The 12,764-nt window shown below is 66.5% G+C and carries 12 protein-coding genes and 3 tRNA genes; 14 read left to right on the top strand and 1 reads right to left on the bottom strand.

Going from position 1 to position 12,764, the window contains the following annotated elements:
• Positions 1-103: 103 nt before the first annotated feature.
• The 10 genes from HGK58_RS01550 (at position 104) to HGK58_RS01505 (ending at position 6,709) form a co-directional block, all read left to right on the top strand.
• A tRNA-Tyr gene (locus HGK58_RS01550) sits at positions 104-185 on the top strand.
• A gap of 60 nt (positions 186-245) precedes the next feature.
• Entirely contained in the window at positions 246-1,049 is an 804-nt protein-coding gene (locus tag HGK58_RS01545) for an inositol monophosphatase family protein (protein ID WP_168625797.1), read from the top strand.
• Positions 1,050-1,273: 224 nt separating this feature from the next.
• Entirely contained in the window at positions 1,274-2,227 is a 954-nt protein-coding gene (locus HGK58_RS01540; RefSeq protein WP_168625796.1) for a M23 family metallopeptidase, read from the top strand.
• Positions 2,228-2,282: 55 nt separating this feature from the next.
• Positions 2,283-2,354 (top strand) — tRNA-Thr (locus tag HGK58_RS01535).
• A gap of 25 nt (positions 2,355-2,379) precedes the next feature.
• Positions 2,380-2,453, top strand: a tRNA-Met gene (locus HGK58_RS01530).
• Positions 2,454-2,613: 160 nt separating this feature from the next.
• Positions 2,614-3,240: a hypothetical protein gene (locus HGK58_RS01525; protein WP_168625795.1), complete on the top strand. Its 627-nt coding sequence runs from the start codon at positions 2,614-2,616 to the stop codon at positions 3,238-3,240.
• A gap of 87 nt (positions 3,241-3,327) precedes the next feature.
• On the top strand, positions 3,328-4,224 hold the full coding sequence (locus tag HGK58_RS01520) for a metalloregulator ArsR/SmtB family transcription factor (RefSeq protein WP_193509207.1): 897 nt from the start codon (positions 3,328-3,330) through the stop codon (positions 4,222-4,224).
• Positions 4,225-4,312: 88 nt separating this feature from the next.
• Positions 4,313-4,735 (top strand): arsenate reductase ArsC, encoded by a 423-nt coding sequence (locus HGK58_RS01515; protein ID WP_168625794.1) that lies wholly within the window; start codon positions 4,313-4,315, stop codon positions 4,733-4,735.
• Positions 4,732-5,694 carry a thioredoxin-disulfide reductase gene (trxB, locus tag HGK58_RS01510; protein WP_168625793.1) on the top strand — a complete coding sequence of 321 codons (963 nt, stop codon included), beginning with the start codon at positions 4,732-4,734 and terminating at the stop codon, positions 5,692-5,694. Before HGK58_RS01515 ends, trxB begins: the two co-directional genes overlap by 4 nt.
• Positions 5,695-5,812: 118 nt before the next feature.
• On the top strand, positions 5,813-6,709 hold the full coding sequence (locus HGK58_RS01505; protein WP_168625792.1) for a DNA-3-methyladenine glycosylase 2 family protein: 897 nt from the start codon (positions 5,813-5,815) through the stop codon (positions 6,707-6,709).
• A 206-nt stretch (positions 6,710-6,915) separates the two neighbouring features.
• Here HGK58_RS01505 and HGK58_RS01500 read toward each other — a convergent pair whose 3' ends face one another.
• Entirely contained in the window at positions 6,916-7,257 is a 342-nt protein-coding gene (locus HGK58_RS01500) for a metalloregulator ArsR/SmtB family transcription factor (protein WP_168625791.1), read from the bottom strand.
• Positions 7,258-7,344: 87 nt separating this feature from the next.
• Between HGK58_RS01500 and HGK58_RS01495 the strand changes: the two genes are divergently transcribed.
• From HGK58_RS01495 to HGK58_RS13995, 4 genes are all read left to right on the top strand, one after another.
• Entirely contained in the window at positions 7,345-8,346 is a 1,002-nt protein-coding gene (locus tag HGK58_RS01495; protein ID WP_168625790.1) for an SDR family oxidoreductase, read from the top strand.
• Positions 8,343-10,493, top strand: coding sequence for a glycogen debranching N-terminal domain-containing protein (locus HGK58_RS01490; RefSeq protein WP_168625789.1), 2,151 nt, complete (start codon positions 8,343-8,345; stop codon positions 10,491-10,493). Before HGK58_RS01495 ends, HGK58_RS01490 begins: the two co-directional genes overlap by 4 nt.
• Positions 10,494-10,603: 110 nt before the next feature.
• Positions 10,604-11,860, top strand: coding sequence for a nucleotide disphospho-sugar-binding domain-containing protein (locus HGK58_RS01485; protein WP_168625788.1), 1,257 nt, complete (start codon positions 10,604-10,606; stop codon positions 11,858-11,860).
• A gap of 89 nt (positions 11,861-11,949) precedes the next feature.
• A complete protein-coding gene (locus tag HGK58_RS13995; protein ID WP_168625787.1) occupies positions 11,950-12,759 on the top strand; it encodes a GNAT family N-acetyltransferase in 810 nt (269 codons plus the stop codon).
• Positions 12,760-12,764: the final 5 nt, after the last annotated feature.

The following is a 12,764-nucleotide window of genomic DNA, read 5'->3' as shown; positions in this document are numbered from 1 at the left end:
GCGGCGCTATCCCCGCCGATCGGGTGTGTTTCTTGACGGGTCGCGCGCACTGTATTGTTGTCTTCTGACTCCGGCCAGATGAGTACATGTGGCCGGAGGACTTGGCAAGTTACCCAAGCGGCCAAAGGGATCTGACTGTAAATCAGACGGCTCAGCCTTCGGGGGTTCGAATCCCTCACTTGCCACCCACCGGGGGCCCGACTATTTGGTCGGGCCTTCGTGGTATCGGGCGGAGGAACACAACGATGACCGGCAACGAAGAGCTTCTCGAATTGGCGGTCGCCATCGCCACGGATGCCGGACGCCTCGCCGCCGCGCGCCGAGAAATCGGCGTCGAGGTCGCCGCGAGCAAATCCTCGCTGGAGGACGTCGTCACCTTCGCCGACCGGGAGACCGAGGCGCTGATCCGATCCCTGCTGGCGGATGCGCGCCCCGACGACGGGTTCCTCGGCGAGGAGAGCGGCACAGGTTCCGGCCGCTCCGGCCTCACCTGGGTGGTCGACCCGATCGACGGCACCGTCAACTACCTGTACGGCATCCCGCACTATGCGGTGAGCATCGCTGTGGTCGAAGGCGAACCCGAGCCGGCGACGTGGACCGCGCTCGCCGGAGTGGTCTTCAACCCGGCGTCGGGGGAGCTGTTCACGGCCACTCGGGGCGGGGGAGCCCACCTGGCCGGCCGCCGGTTGACCGTCGCCCCGCCCGTCGACCTGTCGCAGGCGCTGGTCGGCACCGGCTTCGGGTACCAGGCGGCGAAGCGCGAACGGCAGGCCGCAGTCGTGCAGCGGCTCATCGGGCGCATCCGGGATATTCGCCGCTTCGGCACCGCGTCCTTGGATCTCTGCTCCGTCGCATCCGGTCGCCTGAACGCCTACTACGAGAGCGGACTCGCGCCGTGGGATCACGCGGCCGGCGGCCTGGTCGCGGCCGAGGCAGGTGCGCTCGTAACCGGCGGTGATAGCCGCCCGGCATCCAGCGATCTCATCATTTCTGCGCACCCTGACGTGGCCAAAACACTGGAATCCGTTCTTCGAGAGGTTACGAACTGAGGATTCGGGCTGGCGCAGGTGGTGAGCCTGGGTTACTGTTTATAAATCCGTTACCTGAGAACCCGAAGTTCGATGGTGGCGAGAATCAGATCAGTCCCGCACTTCGCAGGGCTGATCGACTTACGAGGAGCACCCGAATGGCGAACCCGAGTAGCCCTGAGTGCCGTGCGCAAGTCGAAGTGATTCATAACGGAAATTCGGCGATTCAGGTGGGGTATTAGTTCGTGACGGGTGTCGATTCAGAGTTCGAAGCAGGGGCGCCGCTCACCCGGCGTGAGCTCCGGAACCGCGAAGAAGCGGCTCGCAAGCAGCCCTCCCGTCGTCTGACGGGAATCCCAAAAGCACCACCATCGGGGGATGCGTTCCGCGGCGCAAAGCTGAAGTCGAAGGAACACAAGGAGTCCCTCAAGGCGCAAGCCAGGGCGCGGGCAGAACGCCAGAGTGCGGCGAGCCGGCCCCCGGCGGGACCGAAGAAGAGCCTCAAGCGGCGCATCGCGTCGAAGGCGATGAGCCTGTCCGCAGCGGTTGCCGCCGGCTTGATGCTCGTCTCCACCACCATCCCGGCGAACGCGTTCTACCAGGAGCCGCTCAACACCGCGCCGACGGCACAGGCCGTTGAGATCCAGGCCCTGACCGTCGGAACTGAGACCAAGACCGTCGCCGTCGAGCGCGACGCGTACACCGCGAGCTCGCTGGCCGACCAGATCCGTGCGAAGTACGGCAGCGCCGCCCGCAACTACGCGTACGCAGTCAACCCGGCCGGCACCATCCAGTGGCCGTTCCCGTACGCGGCACCGATCACCAGTGGCTTCGGCCCGCGCGGTGGCTGCGGTTACTGCTCGACCTACCACAACGGCCTCGACTTCACGCCGGGCGCCGGCACCCCCATCCACTCCATTGCGGATGGCACGGTCGTCGACATCAGCAACGGTGGTTCGGCGTACGGCGTCATGGTCATCGTCGAGCACCTGGTCAACGGTCAGTCCGTCAAGAGCATGTACGCACACATGTCGTACGGCTCGGTCGCGGTGGCCTTGGGGCAGCAGATCGGCGTCGGCACCATCATCGGCACGGTGGGCAGCACCGGCGCGTCGACGGGTGCGCACCTGCACCTCGAGATCCACGTCGAGGGCGTCCCGGTCGACCCCTACGAGTGGCTGCAGGCGAACGCAAACTAGCGTGCCGTGAAGTGCTAGTCTCTTACGGTGCCTCGGCGACTTAGGTCGCCAAAGCGCCCCCTTAGCTCATTGGTAGAGCACTTCCTTGGTAAGGAAGAGGTAGTGGGTCCGATTCCCACAGGGGGCTCGAACATCCGGTTTGCGGATGTCGTGGCTGGGTAGCTCAGTTGGTGAGAGCGCACGACTCATAATCGTGAGGTCGCGGGTTCGAATCCCGCCCCAGCTACCGCCCGAGTGACTACCCCGGAAACCCCTTCCTCCCGCAGCGGTTTTTACCGCGGCGGCGCGATCCGCGCCTCTACCGGACAGCCGCACCCAGTGCGCCTGGCGCGGCCGACCGGAACGAGCGCGGATGGTCGCAAGAAAGCGATGTCATACTCTCCAAAATGAGCAAGACACCGAAACTCCGCAAGTCGCGCTTCCTCTATGCGACAACGGTTCTTGCTGCTGCAGCCTTCGTGGCAAGCTGTGCCGCCACATCGGGACCTCCGGTTTATCGCGGTCCGGCGTCGAGTGCAGTTGGAGCGGACAATACGAGCATCGCGCATGGCTCGATGGTGAAGAAATACCACAACGCAAAGGAGCTTGCTGAGGACGCATCTCTTCTCGTCGTCGGGATAATGACAGGAGTGGAGGAGGCAACCATCGCCGATCTCCTGTTCGCCCGCTACACGATCGAGGTCGAGTCGAAGCTTGCGGGTGAGGCCGACGATGAAATCGCCGTCTACATGGTCGGGGAACCGGGCATGCAATTTCAGTTCGATAGTCCCGCCTACTTCAATGACGGCCAACGATACGTTCTCTTCCTCCGTCCGACCGATGTGACAGACACGCAGGGACGGGAAGGCTACTACGTAGTCGGTCCAGGAGCCTGGGGCGAAACGAGCGCTGCAGGATTCACCATCTGGGTGGACCCAAAAGCCGACATTGACATCGCAAACATTCCCTCCTCATTCTCGCTCGACGAGGTCGCAAAGGTTTTGTCGGTCGACCGACTTGGAGCTTCGGATTAGGCCGACACGGACGACCAGTGTGGCGGGCCTTGGCGCCGCCTCCACTCCCACTGGGAACGGCACCAGCTGTCTCATAGACTGTTGTCTATGAGTTTTGAGGCTGCTGCCGCAAGCACGTCAGCGATGATCTCCGACCCGACGCGCTCCCGCATGCTCCAGCTCATCCTGGAGCGGCCGGATGGTCGCTCGACTGTCACCTGGCTCGCCCAGACTCTCGGCCTGCGGCAACCTACGGTCACCTATCACGCGAAAATACTCACCGAGGCCGGGGTGCTCGACCGCCGGCCCGAGGGTCGGCAGGTCCTGTATTCAGTCGCGTCCGACCAGCTCGATCGGGTTCTCGAGGTCCTCGGCGGCGAGGTGGAGAGCGCGCCCGACGCGGCGGTTTTCAAGCGGATCGTGGACGACTTGGCGCTCCGGTTCGCAGGCGTGTTCAGCCGAGAGACCGTCGAGCGCTACGTGCACGAGAGCGAGCGGTTGCTTGCCCACACGGGCGCGACGACATGGCACGCGTCCCGAACGGCAGAGTTCGCCGCGGAACGGCTGACCGCCGTTGCGTCCGAGCAAAGCAGGCCGGGCGACCTGGCCGAGGTGTTGTTCGTCTGCGTTCAAAACGCCGGCCGCTCGCAGATGGCCGCCGCGATCCTGCGGCACCTGGCGGGCGATCGCGTACATGTGCGCACCGCAGGGTCAGCACCAACATCGAAGGTTGCGCCGTCCATTCAGCGCGCCCTCGAGGAAATCGGCGTGCCGCTCGGTGGCGAGTTCCCCAAGCCCCTCACCGACGATGTCGTCCGTGCAGCGGATGTCGTGATCACGATGGGGTGCGGGGACGCCTGTCCGGTGTATCCGGGCAAGCGCTACCTGGACTGGGAGCTCGACGACCCAGTCGGCCAGCGCGTCGAGCGTGTCCGCGAAATCCGGGACGACATCGATCGACGTGTCCGCGAGCTCCTCACCAGCCTCGCCGAACCTGCCGCGTGAACTTTCGCTGAACTCCACCGGCAGAAGGGAAAAAGCATAGATCGTGATCTATGCTTTAACTGTTTCGAACCGCTAGAGAGGTCTACCGATGTCTGAAAAGCCCACCGTCCTATTCGTCTGCGTGCACAACGCCGGCCGTTCCCAGATGGCCGCGGGCTACCTGCGCGAGCTTGGCGGCGACCGTGTGGAGGTGCTTTCGGCCGGTTCCGAGCCGAAGGATCAGATCAACCCAGTCGCGGTGGAGGCGATGGCCGAGGAGGGCATCGACATTGCGAACAACATCCCGAAGGTGCTCACCACAGAGGCGGTGCGCGATTCCGATGTCGTGATCACAATGGGATGCGGCGACGCCTGCCCGATCTTCCCCGGCAAGCGCTACGAGGACTGGGAACTCGACGACCCAGCCGGCCAGGGCATCGAAGCGGTTCGCCCGATCCGCGACGACATCCGAAGCCGCGTGGAGGCGCTGCTGGCCGAACTGCTGCCAATCCCCGCGGAATCTGGCGCATGAGCGTCGAGAACGTCGTCGTCATCGGCTCCGGGCCGGCCGGCTACACCGCCGCGATCTACCTCGCCCGTGCCGGCCTCGCACCGGTAGTGCTGACCAGCGCGGTCGAGACCGGTGGCGCGCTGATGAACACGACCGAGGTCGAGAACTTCCCCGGCTTCATCGACGGAATCATGGGTCCGGAGCTGATGGAGAACCTGCGTCAGCAGGCCGAACGGTTCGGGGCTCGCCTGGTCACCGACGACGCGGTGGAGGTCGAATTGCGGGACGAGATAAAGACGATCCGCACCGGCACCGGGGATGTATACCGCGCACACGCGGTGGTCCTGGCTATGGGCTCGGCGTACCGCAAGCTTGGCGTCGACGGCGAGGACCGCCTGTCCGGCCACGGCGTGTCCTGGTGCGCCACCTGCGACGGGTTCTTCTTCAAGGGCAAGGATATCGCCGTCGTCGGTGGCGGCGACTCGGCTCTGGAGGAAGCGCTCTTCCTGACCCGGTTCGCAAACACGGTCACCCTGGTGCATCGCCGCGACCAGCTGCGCGCCTCGCACATCATGCAGGAGCGCGCGCTGCAGCATCCGAAGATCCAGGTCCGCTGGAACACTCAAGTCACGGGTGTGCTGGGCGACGACCGGATCGAGGCCGCCACCGTCCGCGACACCGTGACCGGCCAGGAGAGCGAACTCGACGTGTCCGGCCTCTTCGTCGCCGTCGGGCATGACCCGCGCAGCGATCTTGTCGCCGGTCAGGTCGACCTGGACGCGGACAGGTTCGTCCTCGTCAACCATCCCACCACGGCGACGAACCTGCCCGGCGTGTTCGCCTGCGGCGACCTCGTCGACCGCCGATACCGGCAGGCGATCACCGCCGCCGGAACCGGCTGCGCAGCCGCGCTGGATGCCGAGCGCTACCTCGCCGACCGGGCGTCCATGCAGAGCGAGCCGGTCGCGGTGACTGCGTGACCGCAACGACCGTGCGCACAGCTGGGCTGGGCGAATGGCGAGGTGCCTGAGACGACGCGCGGCCATTGTGCTGGCCACCACGACCTCGAGAGTCACCGGGCGAGCGTAGCCTTGCTGCATGCCCCTCGAGTCGACTTACGCGCCGCGTGAGCCGGTCGACCTCAGGGCCACGCTCGCCCCTGTCGGGCGCGGCACCTACGATCCGACCTTCCGCTGGGAAGGCCAGAACGCGTGGCTTACCCTGCGCACCGCCGACGGGCCGGCAACCCTGCACCTGCGCGCCGGCGCTGAGATTGCCGCCACCGCCTGGGGCCCGGGCGCCGAACGCGCGCTCGAGTCGGTGCCGGCGCTCTGCGGAGCGGGAGACGACTGGTCCGCACTCGACGTGAGCGGCAACGCGCTGCTCGCCGAGACCTGGCGACGGATGCCTGGACTCAGGCTCCCCCGCACGGGCCGAGTCTTCGCCGCCCTGGTGCCGGCCATCCTCGAGCAGAAGGTCACCGCGATCGAGGCGCTCCGCGCGTGGCGCCAACTGGTCACCAAATACGGCGACGAACCGCCGGGGCCAGCGCCGCTCGGCATGCGTGTGATCCCCACTGGCGATGAGTTCAAGAAGATCCCGTCCTGGGAGTGGCACAAAGCGGGCGTCGGGCCGCAGCGATCCGCGACAGTGATGCGCGTTGCAGCGGTCGCCGCTTCGATCGACCGGCTGGCGGACAAGGATGACGCGGGCACGCGCCTGCGCAGCATCCCCGGCGTCGGCATCTGGACGGCCGCCGAGGTGACCCAGCGCACGCACGCCGACCCCGACGCGGTCAGCGTCGGCGACTACCACCTGGCCGCGTTCGTCGGCTGGGCAATGGTCGGCGCGCCGGTCGACGATGACGGCATGCTGGAACTCCTCGAACCCTGGCGCGGGCAGCGGCAGCGGGTTGTGCGGTTACTGCTGGCCAGTGGCATCCGGAAGCCGTCATTCGGTCCGCGGATGACCATCCAGGACCACCGCCGGCAATAGGCGGCGACTCAAGAACGAAGCCCTCAATCGCGTTTCCCAGTCGGTGCGAATGAGGGCTTCGGTCTCAGGTCAGCAGCAGGTGCAACTCGGGTCGCATGCTTCTGGGGTGCATACTGCGGGGTCACAGCATTCAGGCATTTGTCTTCACCTCCTCTTCACCTAACCGTGAGCTCGAACGGTTACCAAGCCGGGGGCCGACGGTGCCACTAGCAGCACCCGGGAACGGTGCAAGACGGGTCAGCGCACGGAGCGTTTTGGTCCACAGCGAGCGTGACATTGACCAATGCGGTGAGCGCCTTGGTCAAGTGAGCGTCGGCGATTTCGTAGCGGGTCTGCCTGCCTTCCGGTTCGGCCACCACAATGCCGCAGTCCCGCAGACACGCCAGGTGATTCGAGACGTTGGAGCGCGTCAAGCCGAGGTCTCTCGCTAGCGCCGCCGGATAGCTGTGCCCGCTCAAAAGCGAGATCAGGATGCGAGAGCGGGACGGGTCTGCCATCGCGCGGCCGAGCCGGTTCATCACGTCGAGTTGTGTGGCAATGGTCAGCATGCGATGACTATACAGCAATGGCTGACCAATCGGTGCCGTCAAGGAACCCTCGGGTGGCGTTGAGGGTTCGGGGCTAAGGTGCGCCCCATGACCGACTCTCAAGTTGTTGTGATCACCGGCGCATCCTCCGGCATCGGCAGGGAGACCGCCATCGAATTCGGCGTCCGGAAGGCGCGGGTCGTCGTCGCGGCCCGCAACGAAGAGGCCCTCGAGACGGTCACCAAAGCGATCGAACGACTAGGTGGTGAAGCAGAGCCAGTCGTCACGGATGTCAGTGACTACTCCCAGGTGGACGCCCTGGCTTCGCGCGCGATCGAACGGTTCGGTCGGATAGACGTCTGGGTGAACAACGCCGCGGTGTCCACGTACGGCACGGTCGAGCAGATGGATCCCGACGAACTCCACCGAGTCGTCGAGGTCAATCTGATGGGGCAGATCTACGGCATGAAGGCCGCCCTGCCTCACCTCCGCGTCACCGGCGGCACGATCATCAACGTGTCCTCCGCCTTGGGTGAGCGATCGGTCCCGCTGCAGGCCGCCTACAGTGCCGCCAAGCACGGTATCATCGCCTTCGGCGAGGCGCTCCGGCTGGAACTGCGAGCCGAGGGGTCGCCGATCCACGTGGTGGATGTGCTGCCATCGTCCATCAACACGCCACTGTTCACCCACGCCCGCTCCAAGCTGGGCGTCAAGCCCAAGCCGGTCGGGCGGGTGTATGAGCCGGCGGTGGTCGCCGCCGCCATCGTGGAGGCGGCACGCCGACCGGTGCGCCGCGTCTTCGCCGGATTCAGTGGCCGGATGCTTGACGTGGGGCAGCGAATCAGCCCACGTCTCATGGACTGGTATTTGAGCAAGCCGGGTGACGCCATCGCCGGTCAGCGCACCGAGACTCCGGACGATGGCGTCGACAACCTGTTCACCGCAAGCACCGGGCCGGGCACCACCACGGGAGATTTCGGCGAGGGATCGAAATCGACCAGCGTCTACACCAGGGTGCTCGCACCGCATCCGGTCGCGGGTCGGTTGGTGGCCGCAAGCGTTGTCGCCCTGGTGGCGCTGATGGTTCGGCGAGTCGGCAGTCGGCGATGACCCGAGTGCGGGGCGTGCGGGTCCGACCGGACGTGCTGTACGTCTCGAGCGGCTGGAACGTGCTGATCACGGACGTGAATGGCCGCATCGCCGGTGTAGGGCCGCAGGGTTTCTTTGCCCGGAACACCCGCGTTCTCGATCTTGAGCGCATCACCGTGGATGGGCAGGAGCCGCAGTGGTTCAGCTCGGCCAAGGTGGGCGCGCACGCCCAGGTGTGCTTTGCGAAGCTGGTGGACGGCGAGACGCTTCCTCGCCGCGGTGCCTACCTGACGCTGGAACGCTTCCTCGGGGAGGGGCTGCGCACCCGGCTGCAGGTGCAGAGCTACGCCGACGTCGAACACCGTTTCACGCTCGGCATCGAACTGAACGCGGACTTCGCCGACACCGAGGAGGCCGAACGCGGTGAACGACAGCAGGTGGCCGAGGTCACCGATTCGTGGGATGCCGACGCGAGGCGACTCCAGTTCGACTACGGGCATCCGCAACTCGACTTGGCCGTGGCGATCACGGTCGAGACTGAACTGGAGGTCCGGTGCGAGGGGCGAACCCTGACCATCGAGCTCGTGGTGGCCCCCGGTCAGACGGCCACGGTCGAGCTGGTGACCCAGCCGATCATCGACGGTGTGACCATGGCCGCGCCTGCCGCCGGGTTCGCTGAACCGGACGACACTGCCGCGCGCGCCCGGGCCCGATTACGCGACGAACTGGCCACATTGAGCTCCAGCAACCTCGATGTCGCGAGCGCGTGGCACGCCGCCGTGCGGGACTTGGCCGACCTCGCCCTTGGGGAGCTGCCGGGTCCAGCAGCTCCGGTGGCTGGGCTGCCGATCTACCAGCAGATCTTCGGCCGTGACACGCTCACCACCGGCTGGCAGGCCATGCTCGCCGGACCGAGCATGCTGCGTGACGCTCTGCTCCTCAACGCTGAACACGTCGGCCGGACCATCGACGACTGGCGGGACGAGGAGCCCGGGAAGATGGTGCACCAGGCACGTCACGGACCACTGTCGCGGCTGGAGATCGACCCGTTTCTCGGATACTACGGCGACTGGTCCACGAGCCCGGATTTCCTGATCTTCCTCGGTCAGTATCTGGCCTGGACCAACGACGTGCCGACGGTGCGCACGCTGCTGCCAGCGGCGCGGCAGGCATTGCAGTGGCTGGAGCGCTACGCCGACCTGGACGGCGACGGCTTCATCGAGTACGAGACGCGATCCCGAAAGGGGGTGAAGAACCAGGGCTGGAAGGACTCCGATACCGCGGTCGTCGACCACAACGGGGTGCTGGTGGAGAACCCCATCGCGTCCAGCGAGTTGCAGGGGTACCACTACGCCGCGCTGCGCTACGCCGCGCTGGTCTTTGCGGCTCTCGGCGACCGGGTGTACGCCGCCGACCTGGTCGCCCGCGCGGCCCGATTGCGAAGGCGTTTTCATCGCGAGTTTTGGATGCCCGAGCATGGCTCCTACGCGCTCGCGCTCGGCCCGGACAAGCGGCAGGTGCAGTCGGTCAACTCCAACGATGGGCAACTGCTTGCCACCGGCATCGTGCCCAGTCGTTACGCTCCCACCGTCGCACGGCGGATGCTTGCCCCCGACATGTTCAGTGGTTGGGGCATGCGCACGCTGTCGGCAAAGCATCCGGCGTATGACCCTTTCAGCTATCACCGCGGCAGCGTGTGGCCCGTCGAGGCCGGGACGTTGGCGATCGGGCTGGCGCGCTACGGATGCTGGAAGGAACTCCACCGGGTGGCCGAAGCCACGTTCTCTGCGGCATCGATGTTCGAGGGACACCGATTGCCGGAGGTGCTCTCGGGCTTACCGCGGGATCGCGCGCATCCGTACCCCGGAATCTACCCGCAGTCCTGCTCACCACAGGCCTGGTCGTCGAGTGCGATCATCGCTATCGTCCAGTCGCTGCTGATCCTGCGGCCGGTCGCTGCCCTGCGCACCATCCTGGTGGATCCGCACCTGCCGCCGTGGCTGCCGGACCTCACCCTGGAGGGCGTGCGGCTCGGTGATGCCACCTTCGATCTGATCGTGCGCCGCACTCGCGGCGGCGGCGCTGCCGTCAAGGTCAGGGGCGACCGCGTGAATATCGTGCAGCAGCCGACCATGCAGGCTCAGCGCTCGAACCTGTCGTCTCGTTAGGCGGTACGGCGACAAAAGATTGAGCTACTCAGCCGCAGCAATACACCCTCGCTTCCAGCAATACACCCTCGCTTCACGAAAGCGACTCGACTCCTCCTCCGGAGGCAATGATGTCCACAATCCTCGCCTACACGTCGCCCGCAATCGGACACCTCTTCCCCATGACACCGGTGCTGCTGGAGCTCGCAACGCGCGGGCACCGGGTGCATGTGCGTACGCTGCGGGATCAGGTCGACATGCTGCGGAGCCTGGATCTCGAGGCAGACTCGATCGACGCCCGGGTGCCTGCCATCGCGCCGTCGGACATGTACGCGAGATCGACTGTCGACGCGCTACGCCGTGCGGTGCGGACCTTCACGGAGCGCGCGATCTTCGACGGCGGTGACCTGCAGCGTGCCCTCAGCGAGACCGCCGCGGACGTGGCCGTCGTGGACGTCAACGCCTGGGGTGCGCGAATGGCCGCGGAAGCGTGGGGTGGCCCGTGGGTGACGTTCTGCCCATACACTCCGCCGCTCCGATCGCGTGGCACGCCGCCGTTCGGGCCGGGGCTCGCGCCTCGCACGGGGATCATCGGAGCAACACGCGACGCGATCCTGCGGCCGTTCATCTTCGGCACGATCGAGCGGTCCACTCTGCCTAATGTGAATCGCCTCCGCGAAGGCTGGGGGCTGCCTCGGGTGCGCGACGCGGACGGCTTCTATCGGACGGCCCCCGCCATGATCGTTGCCACGTCGGAACCGTTCGAGTACCCCCACCCGGAATGGGCGCCGGATGTTCGAATGGTCGGCGCGCTGCCGTGGGAGCCCGCGTCTACGACAGCGGACTGGGTGAGCGAACCGGGAGAGCCGTACGTGCTTGTGACGACATCGTCAGAGTATCAAGGCGACGAGGAACTCGCTCGTGCTGCTGCGAACGGCCTCGGTGGTGAGCCGTATCGCGTCGTGATCACGATGCCGGCAGGAGTGGCCGACCTCGGTCCTCTACCTCCCAATGTGCGGTTGCAAGAGTTCCTGCCGCACGGCTCCATCCTGGCTCGCGCCTCGGTCGCCGTCACGCACGGCGGGATGGGTGCGACGCAGAAAGCTCTCGCAGCCGGTGTGCCGACGGTCGTCGTGCCATTCGGACGCGACCAACTCGAAGTTGCCGCCCGAGTGGTCTACTCCGGATCCGGCGTCCGGGTGCCCCGCAAACGGCTCACCGCAGATTCGCTCAGGGGAGCCGTGCGCGAGGCCTCCGGGATGACTGATGGGGCGCGGCGGGTGGCCGACGGCTTCCGCGCCGCCGGCGGGGCGAAAGCGGCGGCGGATGTCGTCGAGTCGGTGCTGCGCGGTACCGACGGTCGAGTGCCCGGGCGCGTTTCATGGTGATCCAACACCCATTCCGCGTCGCCGTCGAACGAACCACGCCAAACCGGTCGTCGCGCGCTCGGTCGCCGGATGCCCGTAGCATTTTCGTCGTGACGAACCGCTCGGGGCTGCGTGAGATCGGTACGCATGCCGACTTACTCAAGCTGACCGGCGGTGATCCGTTCGTTCGGTGGGGGATTCCGGATCCGCTCAGCGGTGCCGCGCTGGCGAACGATGGGGCGGTCGCGATCGAGCGGTTCGGGCGTCGCGGTCGCGGCATGTGGGTGTTCCTCGTCGCAAGCGGCGGCGGCATGGACGACATCCGTGACCTGCTCGAGCAGCTCGCCGCCGGACCGGTTCGTGACCTCGCGATCACCGGGATCTCTGTGCCGCAGGGATACCAGGGTCTGCTCGATGAGACCTTCGGGAGCGGACCGAGCGGCGACTGGGACTGGATGTGGACCGCCGAGGCACCGCCGCAGGTGTCGCTCGAGGACCGCCTGATCCAGCTCGACGACACCGCCGACGCAGAGGAACTCACGGCTCTCGCGAGCACGCACAGCCCCACCGGCGAGGGCGACCCGGGCACCGGCCGCACCCAGCTGTGGCTCGGACTGCGCAACACCCGGGGCGAGCTCACCGCGGCCGGGGCGATGCAGCTCTGGGAGTCCGGTGCGCCGCACCTCGCCGGGATCGTCACCCACGCCGACTATCGCGGACAGGGGCTGGGTCGCGCCGTCACCGCCGGTCTGACTCGGCACGCGGTCGCCGAGTACGGGGTGTGCACGCTCGGCATGTACTCCGACAATGCGCCCGCTCGCGCGGTCTACACCGGGTTGGGCTACCGCACCGCGTATGCCTGGCACTCCCGCAGCCCGCGTCAACTTCTGGCCGGGAGACGTCGACCAGCGGAGAACTAGGGATC

The organism is Cryobacterium sp. BB307 (assembly GCF_012274275.1).
In the GTDB taxonomy this organism is placed as follows: domain Bacteria; phylum Actinomycetota; class Actinomycetes; order Actinomycetales; family Microbacteriaceae; genus Terrimesophilobacter.
Note: the sequence above shows the minus strand (reverse complement) of the source record. Positions and strands in the feature narration are given on the sequence as shown.

Coding starts and splice junctions, on each gene's coding strand:
- HGK58_RS01545 (WP_168625797.1), top strand. CDS start 246: ATGACCGGCAACGAAGAGCTTCTCGAATTGGCGGTCGCCATCGCCACG.
- HGK58_RS01525 (WP_168625795.1), top strand. CDS start 2,614: ATGAGCAAGACACCGAAACTCCGCAAGTCGCGCTTCCTCTATGCGACA.
- HGK58_RS01520 (WP_193509207.1), top strand. CDS start 3,328: ATGAGTTTTGAGGCTGCTGCCGCAAGCACGTCAGCGATGATCTCCGAC.
- HGK58_RS01515 (WP_168625794.1), top strand. CDS start 4,313: ATGTCTGAAAAGCCCACCGTCCTATTCGTCTGCGTGCACAACGCCGGC.
- trxB (WP_168625793.1), top strand. CDS start 4,732: ATGAGCGTCGAGAACGTCGTCGTCATCGGCTCCGGGCCGGCCGGCTAC.
- HGK58_RS01505 (WP_168625792.1), top strand. CDS start 5,813: ATGCCCCTCGAGTCGACTTACGCGCCGCGTGAGCCGGTCGACCTCAGG.
- HGK58_RS01500 (WP_168625791.1), bottom strand. CDS start 7,257: ATGCTGACCATTGCCACACAACTCGACGTGATGAACCGGCTCGGCCGC.
- HGK58_RS01495 (WP_168625790.1), top strand. CDS start 7,345: ATGACCGACTCTCAAGTTGTTGTGATCACCGGCGCATCCTCCGGCATC.
- HGK58_RS01490 (WP_168625789.1), top strand. CDS start 8,343: ATGACCCGAGTGCGGGGCGTGCGGGTCCGACCGGACGTGCTGTACGTC.
- HGK58_RS01485 (WP_168625788.1), top strand. CDS start 10,604: ATGTCCACAATCCTCGCCTACACGTCGCCCGCAATCGGACACCTCTTC.